The organism is Streptomyces sp. NRRL S-37 (genome assembly GCF_000721605.1).
In the GTDB taxonomy this organism is placed as follows: Bacteria; Actinomycetota; Actinomycetes; order Streptomycetales; family Streptomycetaceae; genus Streptomyces.
Window position 1 is genome coordinate 107,361 of record NZ_JOIZ01000020.1, and the last position, 21,697, is coordinate 129,057.

Here is a 21,697-nt window from a genome sequence, read left to right on the forward strand (position 1 = left end):
GCAGAGCGGGAGAGGAGGACGGACGGGATCAGGCGCGGCCCTGGCAGCCGACGCAGTACCGGGTGTGCGGGAGGATCTCCAGCCGCTCCGGCGGTACGGCCTTGGAACAGCCCAGGCAGGTGCCGTAGGTGCCGTCGTCGACGCGCGCGAAGGCCTCGTCGATCTCCGTGAGGACCCGCTTGATGGCGTCCCTCTGGTTGGACACCAGGTGGTCGCCGGGACTCTGCCCGGTTTCGTCGAGGGCCTTGAGCTGCGCCAGCCGGGTCGTGCGGGCGTGTTCGAGGCGCCGGCGGACCTCGTCGGCGGCCGGGTGGGCGGTACGGGGTTCGGTGCGGGGCAGGTCGAGCGACACGGACGGTTCTCCTCGGTGACGTACGGATGACGTCTTCACCCTCGTCCGTTTCCGTCCCGGTGCCCATCGGGCGCGGTACCCATCCGCGCGGGGTCCGAGGACCCACCGCGTGCGGCATGGGCCGGGCGGGCCGCGGGAAATGGGGCACGGGGCCCATCGACCGGAGCCCGCCCCTGGTGCACGCTGGCCGGTGTCCGCCGGGACGAGGGGCCACTGACGCGTCAGCGGGCGCGGTGACCGACAGTAGAGGCAGACGAGAAAGAGGAAGGCGTGACCTCCGTGTCCCTGTACTGGCGGATCTTCGGGCTCAACGCGGTGGTGCTGGGCGGTGCCACCGCGCTGCTGCTGTGGGCTCCGGTGACCGTGTCCGTTCCGGTGCTGCTGACCGAGGCGGTGATCCTGGTGGGCGGTCTCGGCGTCATGCTCGTCGCCAACGCGGCCCTGCTGCGCATCGGCCTCGCCCCGCTGGACCGGGTGACGCGGCTGATGACCACCGTCGACCTGCTGCGTCCCGGTCAGCGGCTGCCCGTGCGCGGTGGCGGTGAGGTCGCCGAACTGGTCAGCACGTTCAACTCGATGCTGGAGCGGCTGGAGGGGGAACGCGTCGCGAGCAGCGCCCGCGCCATCCTCGCCCAGGAGGGCGAGCGGCGCCGTATCGCCCAGGAGCTGCACGACGAGGTCGGGCAGAGCATGACGGCCGTGCTGCTGGCCCTGAAGCGGGCGGCCGACGAGGCGTCCCAGCCGCTGCGCGGTGAGCTGCAGCAGGCGCAGGAGATCACCCGGGAGAGCCTCGACGAGGTGCGCCGGCTGGTGCGCCGGCTGCGTCCGGGCGTCCTGGACGATCTGGGCCTGGTCAGTGCGGTCACCTCGCTGGCCACCGAGTTCGCCACGCACACCGGGCTGCGCGTGCTGCGCCGCTTCGACTCCGACCTGCCCGCTCTCGACCACGAGACGGAGCTGGTGATCTACCGTGTGGCGCAGGAGGGCCTGACCAACGCCGCGCGGCACGCCGAGGCGCGGTGCGTGGAGGTGAGCCTGCGCGGTGCCGACGGGTGCGTCGTCCTCGAGGTGGCCGACGACGGCCGCGGCATCGGGGCCGCGCGCGAGGGCGCGGGGCTGCGCGGGATGCGGGAACGGGCCCTGCTGATCGGGGCCTCGCTGGACATCTCGGGCCCCGACGGGACCTCCGCGCCGCCGGCCGGTACCCGGATCCGGCTGACCGTCCCCACCGTCAGGAAGCAGTCATGAACCACCAGGACATCCACGAGGGCCACCGGCCGGACGCCCCGATCCGGATCCTGCTCGCCGACGACCACGCGCTGGTGCGGCGCGGCGTCCGGCTCATCCTCGACGGGGAGCCGGACCTGGAAGTGGTCGCCGAGGCGGGGGACGGTGCGGAGGCGATCGCCATGGCCCGCGCCCACGACGTCGACCTGGCCGTCCTGGACATCGCCATGCCACGGCTGACCGGCCTGCAGGCGGCCCGCGAGCTGACCGCGCTGAAGCCGGGGCTGCGCATCCTGATGCTGACGATGCACGACAACGAGCAGTACCTGTTCCAGGCGCTCAAGGCCGGAGCCGGCGGTTACGTGCTGAAGTCCGTCGCGGACCGGGACCTGGTCGCCGCCTGCCGGGCCGCGATGCGGGACGAGCCGTTCCTGTACCCGGGGGCGGTGACCGCCCTGATCCGCACCTACCTCGACCGGGTGCGGCACGGAGAGGAGGCGCCGGAGCGGTTGCTGACCCCGCGCGAGGAGGAGGTGCTCAAGCTCGTCGCCGAGGGCCACTCGTCGAAGGAGATCGCCGAGCTGCTGTTCATCAGCGTCAAGACGGTGCAGCGGCACCGCGAGAACCTGCTGCACAAGCTGGGGCTGCGGGACCGCCTCGAGCTGACCCGTTACGCCATCCGTGCCGGGCTCGTCGAGCCTTGACCGCCGGCCGGCGGGGACGCTCCGCCCTTCCGTCCCGGGCCGCCGCGGCGGCCCTCGCCGCGTTCACGGCCGTGCTGCTGGCCCTCGGGTTCATCCACGGCGCGGAACTCGCCCCCGCCTCCTCCGCCGTCGCCTCGGCGCACCAGTCCGACACCCGTCCGTACGGTGACGACGCCTGTGTCGGTGCCCGCACCCTGTTCGTCAGGCCGGAGCGGGACGCCGGTGAGCGGACGGTGCCCACCGGGCATCCGCTCCTCACCGCGGCGTACACGCCGCCGGTCCCGCCCCGCCCGATCCGGCCCGCGCCGGCGGCCGGGCACGCGCCGCCCGCCGCCGCGCACACGCCGTCGGACCTGGGGCGTGCCCCGCCCTCGACCTCCAGCACCTGAGATTCACCTCTTCCTCTCCTTTCCGCGTGCCTGCTGGAGGCATCTGTGAAACGTCCCGCCCGCGTCAGGGCGTTGTTCGCGCTCGCCGTGATCGCCTTGTCCGTGTTCGTCGCCGTCACCGTTCCGGTCCGTCTGGGCCTGGATCTGCGGGGCGGCACCCAGATCGTGCTGGAGACCCGTTCCACCGAAACCGTGAAGGCCGACGGGGCGGCCACCGACCGCACCCTGGAGGTGCTGCGCGGCCGTGTCGACGCGCTCGGCGTCGCCGAACCGAGCATCGTCCGCTCCGGGGACGACCGGATCATCGTCGAGCTGCCCGGCGTACAGGATCCGCGCAAGGCGGCCGACGTCCTCGGCCGTACCGCGCAGCTCTCCGTGCACGCGGTGCTCGGTGCCGCCGCCGAGTCCGACAAGGCCCGGGCGAAGGGCGAGCGCGTCCTGCCCGACGAGCAGTCCGGTGAACGGCTCCGGCTGGCCGCCGCATCGCTGACCGGCCAGGACGTGAAGGACGCCGAGGCCCGCTTCGACCCGCAGAGCGGTGCCGGCTGGCACGTCACCGTGGACTTCGAGGACGGCGAGGGCTGGGCGAAGCTGACCGGTGAGGCCGCCTGCAACCCGGCAGGGGACCCGAAGCGCCGGATCGCGATCGTGCTCGACGACAAGGTCATCTCCTCGCCGCAGGTCGACCCGTCCGTCGCCTGCGGCACGGGCATCACCGGCGGGTCCACCCAGATCACCGGTTCCTTCACCAGCGACGAGGCCAAGGAACTCGCCCTGCTGGTCAAGGGCGGCGCCCTGCCGGTGCCGGTCGAGACGGTGGAGCAGCGGACCGTCGGCCCGACGCTGGGCGCCGAGGCCATCGAGGCCAGCGCCTGGGCGGCCGTCGCCGGCACCGCGCTGACCGCGCTCTTCGTCATCGTCGTCTACCGGCTGATGGGCGTCCTGGCCACGCTGGCCCTGCTCTGCTACGGCCTGATCTCCTACGCCGGTCTGGCGGCCCTCGGTGCCACCCTCACCCTGCCCGGTCTCGCCGGTTTCGTGCTGGCCATCGGCATGGCCGTGGACGCCAACGTACTGGTCTTCGAACGGGCCCGGGAGGAGTACGGCAGGCGCAACCGGCCCAGCGGCCGCTCGGCCCTGACCGCCGGGTTCAAGGGCGCGTTCAGCGCCATCGCGGACTCCAACGTCACCACGCTGATCGCGGCGGCGCTGCTGTTCCTGCTGGCGTCCGGTCCGGTGAAGGGCTTCGGTGTCACGCTGGGCATCGGTGTCCTCGCGTCCATGATCAGCGCCCTGGTGATCACCCGGGTGCTCGCGGAGTTCGCCGTGGCCCGCCGCTGGGTGCACCGGCGTCCGAAGGTCACCGGTCTGGCCTCCATCGGCCGGGTCCGTACGTACCTGACCCGCCGCGACCCGCAGCTCATGCGGCGCCCGCGCCGCTGGCTGGCGGTGTCCGCCGTGGTGCTCGCCGTCGCCGGCGCGGGCATCGTGGTGCGCGGGCTGAACTTCGGTGTGGAGTTCACCGGCGGCCGGCTGATCGAGTACTCCACCGGTGAGACCGTCGACCCGGACCGGGCCCGTGCGGCCCTGGCCGACGCCGGTTTCCCGCAGGCGGTCGTGCAGTCCTCCGGGGACGACAGGCTGACGGTGCGCACCGAGGAGCTGACCAACGCGGAGGCGGTCGAGGTGGCCGACGCCGTCGCGGAGGCCGGCGGCGGGGCGGAGAAGGTCCGCGACGAGCTGATCGGCCCGAGCCTCGGCGACGAGCTGCGGCGCAACGCGCTGATCGCGCTCGGTCTGGCGCTCGGCGCCCAGCTGCTGTACCTGGCTTTCCGGTTCCGCTGGATGTTCGGTACGGGAGCGGTGGCCGCCCTGGCGCACGACGTGGTCATCCTGACCGGTGTCTTCGCCTGGCTGGGCAAGCCGGTCGACGGTGTGTTCCTGGCCGCGCTGCTCACCGTGATCGGTTACTCGGTGAACGACTCCGTCGTGGTGTTCGACCGGATCCGCGAACTGTGGCGCAAGGACGGCAGGGCGCCGCTGGCGCAGGTCACCAATCGGGCGATCCTGCAGACGGTGCCCCGTACGGTCAACACCGGTATCGGTGTGATCTTCATCCTGGCCGCGCTGGCCCTGCTGGGCGGCGACTCGCTCACCGACTTCGCGCTCGCGCTGCTGATCGGCATGCTCGTGGGCACGTACTCATCGGTCCTGACCGCCTCGCCGCTCGCCGTCGTGCTCGACGCGTACGCCGGTGACGGCAAGGGCGGCCGGGGGCGTGGCCGGAGTGGTTCCGGGCGGACGAGGGCCGGCGCCGCGGAGCGCCCGGAGCGGACCGAGGCCGCCGCGCGGGCACGGTAGGAACAGCCGGAAGGGGTGGGCCGCCCGGAGGCTGCCCACCCCTTCCGCCCGGCAGCGCCGCTACGCCACCACCGCCTCCCCCGGCCGCCGTTCGAACTGGGTGCGGTACAGCTCGGCGTAGCGGCCGCCGGCGGCCAGCAGCCGCTCGTGCGTGCCGCGTTCCACGATCCGGCCGGCCTCGACGACCAGGATGAGGTCGGCGGTGCGGACGGTGGACAGCCGGTGGGCGATCACCACCGCCGTCCTGCCCTCCAGCGCCTCCGTGAGCGCCTCCTGCACGGCCGCCTCTGAGGTGTTGTCCAGGTGGGCGGTGGCCTCGTCGAGGACGACGACGCGCTGGCGGGCCAGCAGCAGCCGGGCGATGGTCATGCGCTGGCGTTCGCCGCCGGAAAGGCGGTAGCCGCGTTCGCCGACCACCGTGTCCAGGCCGTCGGGCAGGGACCGTACGAGGGTGTCGAGGCGGGCCCGGCGCAGGGCGTCCCACAGGTCGGGCTCGCCGGCGTCCGGCCGGGCCAGGAGCAGGTTGGCGCGCACCGTGTCGTGGAAGAGGTGACCGTCCTGGGTAACCATCCCGAGAGTGGCGCGCAGGGAGGCGGCGGTCAGGTCGCGGACGTCGACGCCGCCCACGCGCACGGCGCCGGAGTCGACGTCGTACAGCCGTGGCAGGAGCTGGGCGACGGTCGACTTGCCCGCGCCGGAGGAACCGACGAGGGCGACGGTCTGCCCGGGTTCGGCACGGAAGGAGATGCCGTGCAGGACTTCGTCACCGCCGCGCGGGTCGAGGGTGGCGACCTCCTCCAGGGAGGCCAGGGAGACCTTGCCTGCGGACGGGTAGCCGAAGCGGACGTCGTCGAACTCGACGGAGACCGGGCCCTCGGGCACCTCGCGCGCGTCGGGCCGCTCCCGGATCAGCGGTTCGAGGTCCAGGATCTCGAAGACCCGCTCGAAGCTGACCAGCGCGCTCATCACCTCCACCCGTGCCCCGGCGAGCGAGGTGAGCGGCGCGTACAGCCGGGTCAGCAGCAGCGCCAGCGCCACGACGGCGCCCGGCTCCAGGGCGCCGTCGAGGGCGAGCCGGCCGCCGAGGCCGTAGACCAGGGCGAGGGCGAGGGCGGAGACGAGGGTCAGCGCGGTGATGAACACCGTCTGCGCCGTGGCCGTGCGCACCCCGATGTCCCGCACCCGGCGGGCGCGGACCGCGAACTCCTCCGACTCCTCCTCGGGGCGCCCGAACAGCTTGACCAGGGTGGCGCCGGGGGCGGAGAACCGCTCGGTCATCCGGGTGCCCATGGCCGCGTTCAGGGCGGCGGCCTCGCGCTGCATGCCGGCCATGCGGCGGCCCATGCGGCGGGCCGGGACCACGAACACCGGCAGCAGGACCAGCGCGAGCAGGGTGATCCGCCAGGACAGGGTGAGCATGACGGCGAGGGCGAGGACCAGGGTGACCAGGTTGCCGACCACGGTGGACAGGGTGTTGCTGAAGGCGCGCTGGGCGCCGATGACGTCGTTGTTGAGACGGGAGACGAGCGCCCCCGTACGCGTGCGTGTGAAGAACGCTACCGGCATCCGCTGTACGTGGTCGAAGACCGCTGTCCGCAGGTCGAGGATGAGTTCCTCGCCGAGGGCCGCCGAGAGTCTGCGGCCGAGTACGCCGAGGACCGCCTCCACGACCGCGATCAGCGCGATGAGCAGGGCCAGCCGGACCACCGTGGCCTCGTCGCCGTCGGAGACGATGGTGTCCATGACGCGCCCGGCGAGTACGGGGGTGGCGACGGCGAGCGCCGCGGTCGCCGTGCCGAGGAGCACGAACAGGATCAGACGGCGGCGGTGCGGGCGGGCGAAGGCGCCGATGCGGCGCAGCGTCGCCCTGCTGAGAGGGCGGTGCTCGTCCTCGGCGGTCATGATGCCGCGCAGTTGTGTCCACGCTGTGGTCTCCATGCTCATGCGGGCGACGGTAGGACCTCAAGCGTGATTGAGGTCAAGGACGGCCCGGTGCCGTCGTCCGGCCGTCAGCGGGCGTCCGGGCCGCCGCAACCCGCCGTTGGTGCCCGGCGGGCATCCTCGGCGGGCGTGACGGGGACGATCCGCCGGGTGCTGTGCGTGCTGCCGCTGCTGCTCGTGACCGTGGTCGCGGTGCGGCACCGGTCGGTGCTGGCCGAGGGGTTCGCCCACCTGGCGACCGCCCGGTGGCCCTGGCTGCTGGCCGCGGCGGGCGTGACCTGTCTGACCTGGGTGGCGGCCGCGTGCACCCGGCAGGGCGCGGTGCTCGAACGGCTGCCCCGGCGGCGGCTGCTGGCCACGCAGTTCGCGGCGGGCGCGGCGAACCACCTGCTGCCGACGGGGCTGGGGGCGAGCGCGGTCAATCTGCGGTTCATGACGGTGTGCGGGCTGTCGCCGGCCCGCTCCTCGGCCGCGCTGGCGCTGTATCTGCTGGCGGAGTCCGTGGGCCGGGTGGGGCTGCTGGCGGCCCTGCTGGTGGCGTTCCCCGGCGCGCTGCGGTTCGGTTCCCTGCTGCCCGAGGGGGCGTTCGGTCCGCTGCTGCTCACGGCCGGCGCGCTGCTGACCGTGGTGGCGGGCGCGCTCGTGGCCGTACGGCGGCTGCGGCGGGCGGTGGGCGCGTTCCTGCGGACGGCGCTGGGCGAGGCGCGGTCGGTGCACGCCCTGCCCTCCCGGGCGCTGGCGCTGTGGGGCGGGGCGCTGGCCTTCCCCGCGCTGCAGGCGGCCGTGCTGGTGCTGGTGGGCCTGGCGTTCGGGCTGCCGGTGCCGCCGGCGCACATGGCGGTGGCGTATCTGGCGGCGACGGTCGCGGTGGCGCTGGTGCCGACTCCCGGCGGGATCGGCTCGGTGGAGGCGGCGCTGGTCGTGGCACTGGTGGCGGTGGGCGGGACCGCCGCGCCGGCCACGGCGGTGGTGCTGGCCTTCCGGGTCGTCACGGTGTGGCTGCCGCTGATGCCGGGGGCGTTGACGCTGGCCGTGCTGGTGCGGCTGAAGGTGATCTGACCAGCGGGGGGGGAGGCCGGGGCCGGTACGAACTACCCTGCGGAATACGGCAGGATGAGCGGTCGCGCCGACCGCCGGTCAGGGACGGCCGGCGCGCTGTACATCCCGTAGAAACCGAGCAGGTGACGACACGTGACACGACTTCACATACGGCCGTCGGCCAGGGCGTTCACCGGGGGTGAGCGGTGACCCGCGCGCTCACCGGACGCGACCTGCTGTACGCCGGCATCGCCCTCGCGGCCGGCCTGCTGGCGGCGTTCCTGCTGCGGATGCTGCTGCGCTGGCTGGGCCGGCACGCGGACCGCACCCGCTGGCGCGGGGACGACGTCCTCGTGGACGCGCTGCGCATGATCGCGCCGTGGGCGGCGATCGCGGGCGGCGCGGCCTCCGCGGCGGCGGCGCTGCCGCTGACCCGGACCGTGCAGCACAGCGTCAACCAGGTGCTGACGCTGATGGTCATCTTCGCCGCGACCATCTCGGCGGCCCGGGTGGTGGCGGGGCTGGTGCGCTCGGTCACCCAGTCCCGCTCCGGGGTCGCCGGGTCGGCGACCATTTTCATGAACATCACCCGGATCCTGGTCCTGGCGATCGGTTTCCTGGTGGGGCTGCAGACGCTGGGCATCTCGATCGCCCCGCTGCTCACCGCCCTCGGCGTCGGCGGCCTCGCGGTCGCGCTGGCCCTGCAGGACACGCTCGCCAACCTGTTCGCGGGCATCCACATCCTTGCCTCCAAGACCGTGCAGCCCGGGGACTACATCCAGCTGAGCAGCGGCGAGGAGGGCTACGTCGAGGACATCAACTGGCGCCAGACGACGGTCCGCAACCTGTCCAACAACCTGGTGGTCATCCCGAACGCGCAGCTCGCCAAGACGAACATGACCAACTTCATGCGTCCCGAGCAGCAGCTGACCATCCTGGTGCAGGCCGGGGTGTCGTACGACAGCGACCTGGAGCAGGTGGAGGAGGTGACGAAGGAGGTCGTCGCCGAGGTGATGACGGAGATCACCGGCGCCGTGCCGGAGCACGAGCCGGCGGTGCGGTTCCACACCTTCGGGGACTCCCGTATCGGCTTCACCGTCATCCTGGGCGTCGGCGAGTTCAGCGACCAGTACCGGATCAAGCACGAGTTCATCAAGCGCCTGCACCGCCGCTACCGCGAGGAGGGCATCCGCATCCCGTCGCCCGCGCGGACGGTGGCGCTCCAGCAGGGCTCGGTGGTCTTCCCCCAGCAGCGCGGCGCGGACGCCGCGCCGGACTCCGTACCGGGCTCCGCGACGGGCTCCGCACCGGACGACATGACCATCGCCCGGCCGGTCTGAGCCCACCGTCCCGGGTGATCTCCCGCCGCGCCGGTGAGGGCCGCGGCGGGAGACCGGCCGGAAGTCGGCGCGGACCCCTGTCGAGCCCCGGTCGATCACGAGATATCTTGATGTCGAGCAATGTTGCAGACGTGGAGCGGAGCACCCGGTGACTGACTCGACCATCATCTATACGCACACTGACGAGGCCCCGGCCCTGGCGACGTATTCCTTCCTGCCGGTGGTCCAGGCGTACGCCTCGCAGGCGGGTGTCGCCGTGGAGACGCGTGACATCTCGCTGGCCGGGCGCATCCTCGCCCTGTTCCCGGAGTACCTGTCCGAGGACCAGCGCGTCCCGGACGCCCTCTCGGAGCTCGGTGAGCTGGCGAAGACGCCGGCGGCCAACATCATCAAGCTGCCGAACATCTCGGCGTCGATCCCGCAGCTCAAGGCCGCGATCGCCGAGCTGCAGGGCCAGGGCTACGCGCTTCCGGCCTACCCGGACGACCCGAAGACCGACGAGGAGCGCGACATCCGCGCCCGCTACGACAAGGTCAAGGGCTCGGCCGTCAACCCGGTGCTGCGCGAGGGCAACTCCGACCGCCGCGCCCCCGCCTCGGTGAAGAACTACGCCAAGAACCACCCGCACCGCATGGGCGCCTGGACCGCCGAGTCCAAGACCAACGTGGCGACCATGGACGCGGACGACTTCCGCTCCACCGAGAAGTCGGCCGTCATCGCCGAGGACGGCGCGCTGCGCATCGAGCTCAAGGGCGACGACGGCTCCACCACCGTGCTGCGCGAGTCCGTCCCCGTCCTGAAGGGCGAGGTCGTCGACGCCTCCGTGATGCGCGTCGCCGCGCTGCGCGAGTTCCTGACCGCGCAGGTCGCCCGCGCCAAGCAGGAGGGCGTGCTGTTCTCCGTGCACCTGAAGGCCACGATGATGAAGGTCTCCGACCCGATCGTCTTCGGCCACGTGGTGCGCGCCTTCTTCCCGAAGACGTTCGCGCAGTACGGCGACAAGCTCGCCGCGGCCGGCCTCACCCCGAACGACGGCCTGGGCGGCATCTACAAGGGCCTGGAGGCCCTGCCCGAGGGCGCCGAGATCAAGGCGTCCTTCGACGCCGAGCTCGCCGAGGGCCCGGCGCTGGCGATGGTCGACTCCGACAAGGGCATCACCAACCTGCACGTCCCCTCGGACGTCATCGTCGACGCCTCCATGCCGGCCATGATCCGCACCTCCGGCCACATGTGGGGCCCCGACGGCCAGGAGGCCGACACCCTCGCCGTCCTGCCGGACTCCAGCTACTCCGGCGTCTACCAGGCCGTGATCGACGACTGCCGGGCCAACGGCGCCTACGACCCGTCCACCATGGGCTCGGTGCCGAACGTCGGTCTGATGGCGCAGAAGGCCGAGGAGTACGGCAGCCACGACAAGACCTTCGAGATCCCCGTCACCGGTACGGTCCGTCTCGTCGACCAGGCCGGCAACGCCGTCCTCGAGCAGGCCGTCTCCGCCGGTGACATCTTCCGCGCCTGCCAGACCAAGGACGCGCCGATCCGCGACTGGGTGAAGCTGGCCGTCGCCCGCGCCCGCGCCACCGGCGACCCGGCGGTGTTCTGGCTGGACGCCACCCGCGCCCACGACGCCAACCTGATCGCCAAGGTCGAGCAGTACCTGCCGGAGCACGACACCGAGGGCCTGGACATCCGCATCCTGTCCCCCGTCGAGGCGACCAAGCTGTCGGTGGAGCGCATCCGCCGCGGCGAGAACACGATCTCCGTCACCGGCAACGTGCTGCGCGACTACCTCACCGACCTCTTCCCCATCCTGGAGCTGGGCACCAGCGCCAAGATGCTGTCGGTCGTCCCGCTGATGGCGGGCGGCGGCCTGTTCGAGACGGGCGCCGGCGGCTCCGCGCCCAAGCACGTGCAGCAGCTGGTCAAGGAGAACTACCTGCGCTGGGACTCCCTCGGTGAGTTCTTCGCGCTGGTGCCTTCCCTGGAGCAGTACGCCTCGGTCACGGGCAACACCCGCGCCAAGGTCCTCGCCGACGCCCTCGACCGCGCCACGGCGACCTTCCTCAACGAGGACAAGTCCCCGACCCGTCGCGTCGGCGGCATCGACAACCGCGGCAGCCACTTCTACCTGTCCCTGTACTGGGCGCAGGAGCTGGCCGCGCAGAGCGACGACGCGGACCTGGCGAAGGCGTTCGCGCCGCTCGCCGAGACGCTCGCCGCCAACGAGGCGACGATCGTCGACGAGCTGAACGCCGTCCAGGGCAAGCCCGCCGACATCGGCGGCTACTACCAGCCCGACCCGGCCAAGGCCGCCGCGGTCATGCGCCCGTCCACCACGTGGAACGAGGCGCTGGCGTCCCTGAGCTGACGCGAGCGGTCCCTCGGTGCTCCGCCCCGGCCGGCCCTGCGCCCGGCCGGGGCGGAGCCGTCTCCCGGGGCGTTGTCAGTGCCGTATGGCACGGTTGATCATGCCGTGAACCACTGACCATGCCTTGGAGCAACCGCATGACCGATGTACCGTCGTCCTTCGCGTTCCTTTCCGGTGATCCGGACTCCCCCGTGATCCTGCATGTGCCGCATTCCTCGCGGGAGATACCGGAGGACGTACGGGCCGGGATCGTGCTGGACGACGCCGGGCTGGAGCGGGAGCTCGATCACATCACCGACTCGCACACCGCGTCGATCGCCGAGGCGGCGGCCCGGGCGGCCGGGGTCACGCCCTGGCGGTTCGTGAACCGGCTCTCACGGCTGGTCGTCGACCCCGAGCGGTTCCCGGACGAGCGGGAGGAGATGCTGGCCGTCGGCATGGGCGCGGTCTACACGCGGACCACGCACAAGGACGTGCTGCGGCCCGACGGGCTCGACGCCGGGCCGCTGATCGAGCGGTACTTCCATCCGTACGCGCGGGCGATGACCCAGGCCGTCGCCGACCGGCTCGCGGCGACCGGGCGGGCCGTGATCATCGACGTGCACTCGTATCCGAGCGCGCCGCTGCCCTACGAGCTGCACGGCGACGGTCCGCGGCCGGAGGTCTGCCTGGGCACCGACTCCTTCCACACCCCGCCCGGGCTGCTCGCCGCCGCCCGCGAGGCGTTCGCGCCGTGCGGGGAGACGGGGCTGGACAGCCCGTTCGCCGGGACGTACGTACCGCTGGAGTTCTACGGCAAGCGGGCGGAGGTGTCCGCCCTGATGGTGGAGATCCGCCGGGACACCTACATGACCGAGCCGGGCGGCCCCGCGGGTCCGGGGCTGCGCGGGCTCGCCTCGGCGCTGGCCACCCTGATCGACGCGGCCTCCCACTGACTCCGGCGCATCACCGCCTCCGGCATACACCAGCCCCTCCGGCACATACCAGCCCCTCCGGCGTTTGAGGAGCGGGGGTCCGGGGGCAGCGCCCCCGGGATGGGACGGGAAGGGGCGGCGGGGGCGAAGAACCGGGCCCGGCACAGCAGCCACCGCCGGTCCGCCGCGCAGCGACCCCTTTGAGCGAGGAGGTGTGGCCCCCCGACTCCCCGCTCAAAAAGGTCAGGCGCGGAGCCACTCCGTGACGACCACGTCGTCGTCGGTGCGCAGGCGCAGGGCGAAGGGACCGGAGGGCGGGGCGGCAGTGGTGAAGCGGCCCAGGTCGTCGGTGGTGAGCGGGACGGTGGTCTGCGGGCCGCCGAGCACCTCGACACGGGCCGGCCGGGGCGGCAGCACCTGGCCCATCAGGCCCTCCGCGGTCACCTCGACGTCCAGCATCACCTCACCGGCGGTGAAGGTGAGCATGCGCGGCACGTCCGTCGCGCCCCTGACCGGGATGGCGTCGACCAGCGAGTCGAAGGTCAGCTCGGCCACGCGGGCGTCGAGGTCGTACAGCGCGTAGGCGTCGACGGCGATCTGCAGCAGGGCGGGAGGCAGCGGGTCCAGGACGGCTGCCGCCTGCCGGAGTTCCTCCTCCAGCAGCCCGCTGTCGAAGTCGTCGTTCATGTCATCGTTCATGTCGTCGTTCACGCCGCCCCCCGTGCCTCGAGCCGGGCCCGCAGCCGGCGCAGACAGCGCTGACGCAGCGGCCCGATACTGCCCACCGCGATGTCGAGCGCGGCGGACACCTCCTGATAACTGGGCGGCGGCGAGGCGATCAGCACACGCAGCAACTGCCTGCACCGCTCGCCCAGTTCCTCGAACTCCTGCCACAGCCGCCGCACGCGTTCGCTCTGCGCCGCCGCCTCCTCCGACTCCAGCAGCGACTGCTCCGGCGCACCGTCCTCGCTGACCCGGTCCAGCAGTTGCGGATCGTCCGTCAGCATCAGCCGGCGCGCATCCCTGTGCACCTTCAGGCACTCGTGCCGCGCGGTACTGGCCAGCCAGGAGCCCGCCTTGTCGGGTTCCCGGATCCGCCCCAGATGCTGGGCGAAACGGAACCACACGGTCTGGTAGACCTCGTGCGCGTCGGCGTCGGAGAGCCGGTGCGCGCGCACCACGGACCACACCAGTGGGCCCAGCCCTTCCACGATCGCCTTCCAGGCCGCCGCGTCTCCGTCGACAGCGGACCGGACCAACGCGCCGACTTCAGTACGCTCCACGGTGCCACCCCTCGTGTACGGCACGTCATCGTACGCCGTGGAAGGGAGAACTCCGCTCCTCATGCCCGGGCCGAGGGTGGTGAGACCCGCACGGGGCGCCAGGTGGACGGAAGGAGCGCCGGTACGTGCGCCCCGCGCACTTGCGCGTACTCGGTGGTGGCGTCGAGCAGTTGCCGGCGGGCCTTGCGCGGGTCGGTCTCCGCCTGCGCGGTCATGTGGGCGGCGACCATGCCGGCGGCGACGGGGGTGGCGAACGAGGTCCCGCTCCACTGGGCGAGCCCCTCGAACATCACCTGGTCCGGCTTGCCGGAGCCGCCGTCCTCGCTCAGCACGCCGGTGTGGCGCGGGTGGTGGCACGTGCAGGCGTACGTGAAACCGTAGCGGCAGGCGTCGTAGGTGGAGTGCTGGTACACGTACGGGACGGGCGTGTCGAAGCCGGTGAGGGCGCTGGTGAGGCGCTCGCCGGGGGCGTAGGCGTTCACCCAGCCGCCGTGGTTGCTGAAGCAGGCGCCGAACTCGCCGTCCCCGCGCAGCGCGCCGACGGACAGCACGGCGTTCTCGTAGCCGGGCAGACCGGCGTAGGCGGCGGGCCAGAAGGGCGTGGCGCTGCCGTTGTTGCCGGCGGCGGCGACCAGCAGGGTGGGCCGCTCCCGCAGTTCCCGCATGAAGGCGTCGACGCCGAGAAGTCCGTCGGTACGGCCGTTGGAAGTGCCGGCGGAGAGGCTGATGACGTCGGGCCAGCCGTCGCGGTCCACGGCCTCGAAGAGCTTCTCGCCGAACTCGGACTCCAGGACGGCGCCCGCGTCGTTGAGCGTGCCGCGGACGGTGATGTCGGTGTTGGGGGCGACGGCGGCGACGAGTCCGGCGATGAACGTGCCGTGCCCGCAGTACTGCCGGAGGATCCCGTCGCCGTCGCACTCCTCGACCTGGGCGTCGCCCCGGGTGTGGGCGAGCGGCGGGTAGGAACGGTGGTCGTGCATGAGGCCGGTGTCGACGACGAGCACGCCGACGGCGGTGTCCGGGTCGTGGGCGGCGCCGGCGACGGCCGGGTTGGGCTGCCCGCCGGGCGCCACGGGCACGGGCTCGTCGCCGGGGCAGGCGTTGACCGCGATCGACACCACGTGGTTGCGGCTGACCAGCCGGCGCCCGGCACGGCCCTCGACCGCCGACAGCGCGCGCAGCGCCCCCGCGACCGCCGGGTCGCCGCTGCCGTCGCCCAGGCCGGGGTCGGCGACCCGGATGCGGGTGATGCCGGAGCGGTTGGTCTCCGGGCTCGCCCGGCGCACCTGGTCCGGGGTGAGGCCGGCGAACGTGGTGAAGTGCCGTCGGACGGTTTCCTCGACGACGCGGGCCTCCTCGCCGTCGCGGGCGAGGACGACGCCCTTCTCGTAGAGGAACTCGCCCGCGTCGTCCGGCCCGATCGCCAGGGGGACGTCGGGCATGGAGCGTTGGATCTGTGTGAACTGCTCGCGGAATCGCTGTGGTGCCATGGCATTCCTCCACTGGTGCGACGGCGGCCGGTGCCGCGGAGTCCTCGTGAATGCAGAGCCGGTGAGCGGGCGTTTGATACAACGTCACACCTGTGAGGCGTGACGACCGACCACTACCATCGTGGGGTGACAGCGGGAAGCGACACGGTGCTGGAACTGCTGCCGATGGTGTTCGCCGCCCCGGGTGAGGCGCTGGCGAGGGCGGAAGCGGTGCTGGGTGACCGTCCATCGCCCCTGCACGCCTCCGTCGCCCATCAGGTGATCGGCATCTGGCAACGGGACTTCGGCGACATGCGGCTGGCCCTGACCCATCTGCGGCGGGCCCGCACCTGGGCGGCGCGCGCGGACTCGGCCGAGCGGGAGGCGGACGTCCTCGCCACCCTCGGGGTCGCACTGGTGCACGCGGGGCGCACCCGGCAGGGCATGGACGCGCTGGGGCGCGGTGTCGAGCGCGGCACCGGACACACCCGTGCGCGGGTGCTGTTCCGCCGGGCGTACTCATGGTGGGTGCTGGGCCATCACAAGGAGGCACTGGAGGACGTACGGCGGGCCATTCCCGTACTGCGACAGGCCGAGGACGTGATCTGGACGGCGCGGGCGCTGACGCTGCGGGCGACGGTGCACCTGGCGCTGGGGTCGGTGGAGCGGGCGGTCGCCGACTTCACGGCGGCCGAGGCGCTGTGGGACACGACGGGCCAGGAGCACGACAAGGCGGACGCGGTGGAGAGCCGGGGGCTGGCCGCGTTCCGCGCGGGCGACGTGCCGGCCGCGCTGCGGCTGCTCGACGAGGCGGAGGAGCGGTACGCCAAGCTGGGCACGCCGACGTTCATGCTGAACATCCGGCGCTGCGAGGTGCTGATGGCGGCCGGGCTCGCCGCGGAGGCACTGACGGAGGCGGACGCGGCGATCCGGGAGCTGGACGGGATGGGCGGGCAGTCCACGCGCAAGGCGGAACTGCTGCTGGCCGCCGCGCGGGCGGCCCGGCTGGCGGGGGAGCCGCAGACGGCGATCGCCCGGGCGGCGCTCGCGGTGCGGCTGTTCGCGGGGCAGCGGCGCACCTGGTGGGAGACGCACGCGCGGCTGGTGCTGATCGGGGCCCGGCACGCGGCCGGGCACGGTTCCGGCCGGCTGGTCGCGGACGCGGCGGCGGTAGCGGAGCGGCTGGCCGCGCTCGGGGCGCCGGCCGCCCCCGAGGCGTCCCTGCTGGCCGGCCGGATCGCGCTGGAGCTGGGCCGGACGGCGGACTCGGAGCGGCATCTCGCGGTCGCCGCCCGGAGCAGACACGGCGGGCCGCCGCTCGCGCGGATGACGGGCTGGGCGGCGCAGGCGCTGCGCGCACAGGCCGCCGGTTCCACGCGCGGGGTGCTGGAGGCGTGCCGACGCGGCCTGGACGTGCTGGACGACCACCGGATGACGCTGGGCGCCTCGGAATTGCGGGCCCGCGCCACCGCGCAGGGCGCGGAACTGGCCGCGCTCGCGCAGAAAGCCAGCCTGGTCTCGGGCAGGCCGCGGCGGCTGCTGGTGTGGAGCGAACGCTGGCGGGCCACCGCGCTGTCCGCACCGCCCACCCGGCCGCCCGCCGACCGCGCGCTGCTCAGCGGCATGACCGCCTACCGGGAGATCGCCGCCCGCGCGGAGGAGGCCCGCATGGACGGCAGGCCTGTACCGGCCCTTGAGCGGGAACAGCGGCGGCTGGAGCGGGAGATCCGGTCGCGGACGCTGCACATGCGCGGCGAGGCCCCCGACGGCGGGGACCGCTTCGACGTCGGCCGGCTGCTCGCGCGGCTGGGGGACGAGACGTCCCTCGTCGAACTGGCCGTGCTCGACGGGCGGGTGCAGGTGCTGCTGTGCGGGCGGGGGCGGGTGCGGCGGTTCGAGGCGGGTCCGCTCGCGGCGGCGGAGACCGAGGCCGAGCACGTACAGGCGGGGCTGCGGCGGCTGGCCCATCCGGGGGCGCAGGCGCGGCTGCCGGTGGTGGAGGCGGCCGGCCGCCGGCTGGAGGAGCTGCTGCTCGGTCCGGCCGCGGCGCATCTCGGTGACGGCCCGGTGGTGATCGTGCCGCCGGGGCGGCTGCACCGGGTGCCGTGGGCGCTGCTGCCCTCATTGCGGGAGCGGGTGCTGAGCGTGTCACCTTCGGCGAGCAGCTGGCTGCGCGCGAAGGAGACGGCGCCGCCGCCCGGGGGCCGCCAGGTGCTGGTGCGCGGTCCGGGGCTCGCGACGGGCGGCGCGGAGGTGCCGGAGCTGGCCGGCCGCTACGGCGGTGCGACCGTCCTGGAGCACGACGACGCGACGGTGCCGCGTGTGCTGAGGGAGCTGGACGGGGCGGGGCTCGCGCATATCGCCGCGCACGGCGCGTTCCGTGCGGACGGTCCGCTGTTCTCGTCCCTGCGGATGGCCGACGGACCGCTGATCGTGCACGACTTCGAGCGGCTGGACCGCAGTCCGTACCGCATCATCCTGTCCTGCTGCGACACCGCGCGGTTCGCCACGGTGGGCGCGGACGAACTTCTCGGTCTGGTCACGGCGTTGCTGCCGCTGGGCACGGCGGGGGTGGTGGCGTGCAGCGCGCCCGTCAACGACGCGGCGGTCGTCCCCCTCATGGTGGCCCTCCATGAAGCCCTCGGCACGGGGCTCTCCTTGGCGGAGGCCCTGCGTGATGCCCGCGCCGGCCTTCCGGCCGACGCGTTGCACCGGGCCACGGGGTGGGCCTTCACCGCGTTCGGGGCGGCGTGATCCCCGCCGTGGGCGGCTGCGGGTGACGGGTGGCTGGTCGCGGAGATCCGGACCTCGGCCCGATGCCGGGAGAGCGGCCGGGGACGGCCGCGGCCGAGCCCGGTGGCGAGGGGCGCACGGCATCGACGGCGCGTCGCGCGGGAGGGTCCCGGCGGGTATCGGCGGCAGCGGGGCTTCACGTTGCGGGTCGTGCCGCGCGGGTGAAGAGTGGAATTATATCGGTCCTGTATCACCCGATCCACATTTCAATCTCTTCGCAGCACCGCCCGTAAAGGGCAGGACGCGCGAGGGAAACACAGCACGAGGCCAACCGCATCTGGAACCCTCATGGCCAGGACCACCCGACGACATGTATCCCGCGCTGTCAGCGCGTCCGTCGTGGCTGCGGCACTTGCGTTTCCCGCAAGTCTGACGACTGCCGCGGCGGCATCTCACACCGGCGACGGGATCTCGGTGGGAATACCCTCCCAGACGACGCCCCCTCCGCCCGATCCGACGACGGAGCCCTCACCCCCGGAGCCTCCACCGACGGAACCGGACGCTCCTTCGGACGAGACCGAACCGACGGAACCGGACGCTCCTTCGGACGAGACCGAACCGACGGAACCGACGGAACCCGGCGATTCCCCGACGAGTGAGGACGAGGAACAGGACGGAACATCGGACGAGGACGGGTCGGAAGAGGACGGAGAAGAATCGGACCGGACGACGCCCGAGCCCACTGTGGAACAGAAGGAGAAAATTGAAGAAGTAACCGAAGTGCTGACCCAGGAAACGGAAGAGGCCCCCGAAGAGCTCACGCCGAGTGTGGCGCAGTTGACCACCGTCCTGCAGGAGGCCGAGGAGCAGGAGACACCACCACAGGAGAGGGAGGGAGTCATCGAGAGCGCGAAGCAGATCGCTGCCGCACTGGAAGTGATCAATGACCCCAGGACGCCTCCCGAGATACGGAAAGTACTGGTCGTGATCGTGAAGCAGATGGTTTCCGCGCTGAATTCGGTCAGCACCGCGAAAGTTTCTCCCGAGGAGCGGTCCACGACCGTCCTGACCGTGCAGAGGTGCACCTCCGTCCTGGATCTGATCAGCGACCCCTCGACACCACGGGAGCTGAGGGACCACCTGGCCAACACCATCAAACAGCTGTACCGCGTCCTGATGTGGAGCACGGGCGCGAAGCCGGTGCCGGACAAAAGCGCGGCCAGGGCAGGGATCAGCGCCGCGCAGCAGTCCCGCCAGGACGCGGCGACGATAGGCGTCGCGCTGGAGACGGCCGGCTGGTCCGAGACATCCGACGGGGACCGGCACGGTCTCGCGGAGAGCGCGGACGAAGCCAGTTCGTCACTGCAGGACAGCAGTGACCCCAGGGTGTCGGACGAGGACCGGAAGGAAGCGCGGCGAGAGGCGAAGGAGCGGATCGCCCGGTTGAACGAACAGGTGAAGAAGACCGCCCTCGCCCAGGGCTTGCCGGACGTACCACTCGGCAAGGCCGCCGAAGTCTGCACCAATGCCATCTTCAGGTCCGTCCCCGACCGCGCTCTCGCCCGGGGCATCGAAGAACTGTCTCCCTCACGATGGGAGACCGAGGGGGTGAAGGACTACTGGAAGGCCAAGAAATCCGGTTCCGACTCCCTCGACGTCCAGGCCCAGCTGCGGAACAACACGTACGACAGCGCCCCGTTCGACGTAGCGCCGCTCGTCACCGGGCTCGCCGGTGTCGTGCCGGCCGGCAAGCTGTTCGGCACCGTCGGCGTCCCGGGTCTTCACTGCCTGCAGTCGGCTCGGCAGCTCGACCGTCAGGGCGTGGAGATAAAGACCTGGCTCCAGATGGCCGAGGAGGAGGCGTAGAAGGGCCCCGGCCCCGGTCAGCCCGCCGCTTCTTCCAGCAGCTTCGCGACGGGTGTCTCTATGCCGGCGTAAGCCGTCGAAACACCGTATCTGTCCAGGTCCCTCCTCTCCTTCGCGCGGTCGACCATACCCTTGAAGTGAAACGACGAAATGGAATACACAGGTCTTTCCCTGGGGGACCAGACCGCCGTCACATAGCGTGGTTTACGCGTCACGTTGACAAGGTTGTTGTTGTGCCGCACCCTGCCGTGATAGTAAAGTTCTTCTCCGCATTTTTCGGGAGGACAATAGTATCGCCCCTCCTTCTTGTCCCACGAACGGTGCGCGAGCCGGAATTTGGCCACGTCCAGCTTTCCCCGGTCCTTCCTCATGTACGTGATCTGCAGGAAAACGTCCACCGTGTCGAACTCGGCGCCCACCGGTATCTGGAACACGCGCTCCATGGAGTATTCCTGTCCGACATCGAGCGAGTCGCCTGGGAGATAGAATTGACCACTGCTTATCGTAGTGAATTTCAAATGATCGACGTAACGTTCGGCTTCCCCCTCGCTCCCCTCGTCCAGACTCTTTCTCCACTCCTCCAGCCGGTCCTCACCGTCGGAATATTCAGCGGCTTTGCCGTACACCGCGTAGTCATCGTTGATGATGTAGACCGGAATGCCTCCGGCGTTCTTCATGTACAGCTTCAGCGGGACATGCACGAGCGGATTCCTGTGATCGGCCCGCGCTTCGCCGAATTCCGCCTTCAGGATGAAGTGCATGGGAGCCGCCGCGGGCTGGTACATGGTTGAATACGCCAGACTCACGGCGCTCATGAGTGCGGTGACGACCACACCGGCCGCAAACGTCCTGGGGATCGGAATACCCTGCCACGCCCTCTCCCGGACAAGGAGCCAGAGCGCCCACAGGGACCAGCCCAGAAGGGGCATGAAGACCAGCAGATAGGGGGTGTATTCCTTTTCGTCGAACCACATGAAGAGCAGAAGCCCCTCGGTGGCCGCCGTGATGATGACTCCCAGGAGGACGACCGCTCCGGAGCTTTTGTGCCGCCGTGTCCCCTCATAGTCGAGAACCGCGAGCACCGCCACACCCTGCACCACACCGGAGACAAGGATCAGGGCCCCGCTTATTCGTTGCGCGAAGGTGAGGGCACCGATGGCGTCCGGCCATCCGATCACGATGTTCAGGATCACGGAAGCGAGCATCCCCGTCGTCATCAGCACGAGGACCGTGTGCCTCCGCCAAGCGCGGTCGGGCCACGTCCCGCTGTCCCCTCCGCGCCACCGCACGGACACCGGATCCTCCAGGTCCATGTCCGCCGGATAACCGAGGCGACCGAGCATTTCCCGCAGTTGACTCAGTGACCAGGCACTGCCCACCGTCTCCCCGCCTACGACGACACGGCGAAGACCGCGGCGGTCCGGAGCCTCGACAGTCACCCACGGTCGGATTCCCATGGACTCAGGCTCACGCCCGCGCCCGCGCCCCGCATGCGGGACTCCCCCGTCCGGTGGCCCCTCCACGATTGAGGGCCTCGCCCCACGAAGTGGGGCGAGGCCCTCATCCGGGCCGACAGCCCGTTGTCTGTCGGGACGACAGGATTTGAACCTGCGACCCCTTGACCCCCAGTCAAGTGCGCTACCAAGCTGCGCCACGTCCCGATGCGGTTCGCGCGGTGAACCGCGTGATCTCGCAGGTCAACAGTACCGCAT

16 protein-coding genes and 1 tRNA gene are annotated in these 21,697 nt (G+C 71.8%); 10 read left to right on the plus strand and 7 right to left on the minus strand.

Annotated features, from left to right (window positions below):
* Window positions 1-28 precede the first annotated feature (28 nt).
* Complete coding sequence (locus IH50_RS0128225; RefSeq protein WP_030868247.1) at window positions 29-352, minus strand: TraR/DksA family transcriptional regulator; 324 nt, start codon at window positions 350-352, stop codon at window positions 29-31.
* Window positions 353-622: 270 nt separating this feature from the next.
* Here IH50_RS0128225 and IH50_RS0128230 point away from each other — a divergent pair, with 270 nt between their 5' ends.
* The 4 genes from IH50_RS0128230 to secD are packed head-to-tail and all read left to right on the plus strand — an operon-like array spanning window position 623 to window position 5,033.
* Window positions 623-1,600, plus strand: a complete 978-nt coding sequence (locus IH50_RS0128230; protein WP_030868251.1) for a HAMP domain-containing sensor histidine kinase — start codon at window positions 623-625, stop codon at window positions 1,598-1,600.
* On the plus strand, window positions 1,597-2,283 hold the full coding sequence (locus IH50_RS0128235; RefSeq protein WP_030868252.1) for a response regulator: 687 nt from the start codon (window positions 1,597-1,599) through the stop codon (window positions 2,281-2,283). Before IH50_RS0128230 ends, IH50_RS0128235 begins: the two co-directional genes overlap by 4 nt.
* Window positions 2,280-2,672, plus strand: coding sequence for a hypothetical protein (locus IH50_RS0128240; RefSeq protein WP_051767476.1), 393 nt, complete (start codon window positions 2,280-2,282; stop codon window positions 2,670-2,672). Before IH50_RS0128235 ends, IH50_RS0128240 begins: the two co-directional genes overlap by 4 nt.
* A 45-nt stretch (window positions 2,673-2,717) precedes the next feature.
* On the plus strand, window positions 2,718-5,033 hold the full coding sequence (secD, locus tag IH50_RS0128245) for a protein translocase subunit SecD (protein WP_051767477.1): 2,316 nt from the start codon (window positions 2,718-2,720) through the stop codon (window positions 5,031-5,033).
* Window positions 5,034-5,093: 60 nt separating this feature from the next.
* Here secD and IH50_RS0128250 read toward each other — a convergent pair whose 3' ends face one another.
* A complete protein-coding gene (locus tag IH50_RS0128250) occupies window positions 5,094-6,977 on the minus strand; it encodes an ABC transporter ATP-binding protein (RefSeq protein WP_078914120.1) in 1,884 nt (627 codons plus the stop codon).
* A gap of 126 nt (window positions 6,978-7,103) precedes the next feature.
* On the opposite strand from IH50_RS0128250, the gene IH50_RS0128255 reads away from it, so the two are divergent.
* From IH50_RS0128255 to IH50_RS0128270, 4 genes are all read left to right on the plus strand, one after another.
* On the plus strand, window positions 7,104-8,033 hold the full coding sequence (locus IH50_RS0128255) for a lysylphosphatidylglycerol synthase transmembrane domain-containing protein (protein WP_199822145.1): 930 nt from the start codon (window positions 7,104-7,106) through the stop codon (window positions 8,031-8,033).
* Between the two features lie 185 nt (window positions 8,034-8,218).
* Window positions 8,219-9,352 carry a mechanosensitive ion channel family protein gene (locus IH50_RS0128260; RefSeq protein WP_051767478.1) on the plus strand — a complete coding sequence of 378 codons (1,134 nt, stop codon included), beginning with the start codon at window positions 8,219-8,221 and terminating at the stop codon, window positions 9,350-9,352.
* Between the two features lie 148 nt (window positions 9,353-9,500).
* Window positions 9,501-11,720, plus strand: coding sequence for an NADP-dependent isocitrate dehydrogenase (locus IH50_RS0128265; RefSeq protein ID WP_030868260.1), 2,220 nt, complete (start codon window positions 9,501-9,503; stop codon window positions 11,718-11,720).
* 137 nt (window positions 11,721-11,857) lie between these two features.
* The gene (locus IH50_RS0128270; protein WP_030868265.1) at window positions 11,858-12,655 is read left to right on the plus strand and encodes an N-formylglutamate amidohydrolase; all 798 of its coding nucleotides are present in this window, start codon (window positions 11,858-11,860) and stop codon (window positions 12,653-12,655) included.
* 222 nt (window positions 12,656-12,877) lie between these two features.
* Here the strand turns inward: IH50_RS0128270 and IH50_RS0128275 are convergent, their stop codons facing one another.
* Genes IH50_RS0128275 through IH50_RS0128285 form a run of 3 tightly spaced genes read right to left on the minus strand, consistent with a single transcriptional unit; the run spans window position 12,878 to window position 15,407 of the window.
* Complete coding sequence (locus IH50_RS0128275) at window positions 12,878-13,333, minus strand: hypothetical protein (protein ID WP_107062169.1); 456 nt, start codon at window positions 13,331-13,333, stop codon at window positions 12,878-12,880.
* 8 nt (window positions 13,334-13,341) lie between these two features.
* The gene (locus IH50_RS0128280; RefSeq protein WP_030868270.1) at window positions 13,342-13,917 is read right to left on the minus strand and encodes an RNA polymerase sigma factor; all 576 of its coding nucleotides are present in this window, start codon (window positions 13,915-13,917) and stop codon (window positions 13,342-13,344) included.
* Between the two features lie 59 nt (window positions 13,918-13,976).
* Entirely contained in the window at window positions 13,977-15,407 is a 1,431-nt protein-coding gene (locus IH50_RS0128285; RefSeq protein WP_030868272.1) for a S8/S53 family peptidase, read from the minus strand.
* 165 nt (window positions 15,408-15,572) lie between these two features.
* Here IH50_RS0128285 and IH50_RS0128290 point away from each other — a divergent pair, with 165 nt between their 5' ends.
* Both IH50_RS0128290 and IH50_RS0128295 read left to right on the plus strand, forming a co-directional pair.
* Window positions 15,573-18,140, plus strand: coding sequence for a CHAT domain-containing protein (locus tag IH50_RS0128290; RefSeq protein WP_037873044.1), 2,568 nt, complete (start codon window positions 15,573-15,575; stop codon window positions 18,138-18,140).
* Window positions 18,141-18,467: 327 nt separating this feature from the next.
* Entirely contained in the window at window positions 18,468-19,985 is a 1,518-nt protein-coding gene (locus IH50_RS0128295) for a hypothetical protein (RefSeq protein WP_158801312.1), read from the plus strand.
* Between the two features lie 17 nt (window positions 19,986-20,002).
* Here the strand turns inward: IH50_RS0128295 and IH50_RS0128300 are convergent, their stop codons facing one another.
* Window positions 20,003-21,298, minus strand: coding sequence for a Yip1 family protein (locus tag IH50_RS0128300; RefSeq protein WP_030868284.1), 1,296 nt, complete (start codon window positions 21,296-21,298; stop codon window positions 20,003-20,005).
* A gap of 274 nt (window positions 21,299-21,572) precedes the next feature.
* A tRNA-Pro gene (locus IH50_RS0128310) sits at window positions 21,573-21,646 on the minus strand.
* Between the last annotated feature and the right edge of the window lie 51 nt (window positions 21,647-21,697).

What these genes read in the sequence shown, in the direction of transcription:
- IH50_RS0128275 (WP_107062169.1), bottom strand. Translation starts at nt 13,333, where the DNA reads ATGAACGATGACATGAACGACGACTTCGACAGCGGGCTGCTGGAGGAG.
- IH50_RS0128235 (WP_030868252.1), top strand. Translation starts at nt 1,597, where the DNA reads ATGAACCACCAGGACATCCACGAGGGCCACCGGCCGGACGCCCCGATC.
- IH50_RS0128295 (WP_158801312.1), top strand. Translation starts at nt 18,468, where the DNA reads ATGGCCAGGACCACCCGACGACATGTATCCCGCGCTGTCAGCGCGTCC.
- IH50_RS0128285 (WP_030868272.1), bottom strand. Translation starts at nt 15,407, where the DNA reads ATGGCACCACAGCGATTCCGCGAGCAGTTCACACAGATCCAACGCTCC.
- IH50_RS0128300 (WP_030868284.1), bottom strand. Translation starts at nt 21,298, where the DNA reads ATGGACCTGGAGGATCCGGTGTCCGTGCGGTGGCGCGGAGGGGACAGC.
- IH50_RS0128250 (WP_078914120.1), bottom strand. Translation starts at nt 6,977, where the DNA reads ATGAGCATGGAGACCACAGCGTGGACACAACTGCGCGGCATCATGACC.
- IH50_RS0128270 (WP_030868265.1), top strand. Translation starts at nt 11,858, where the DNA reads ATGACCGATGTACCGTCGTCCTTCGCGTTCCTTTCCGGTGATCCGGAC.
- IH50_RS0128290 (WP_037873044.1), top strand. Translation starts at nt 15,573, where the DNA reads ATGGTGTTCGCCGCCCCGGGTGAGGCGCTGGCGAGGGCGGAAGCGGTG.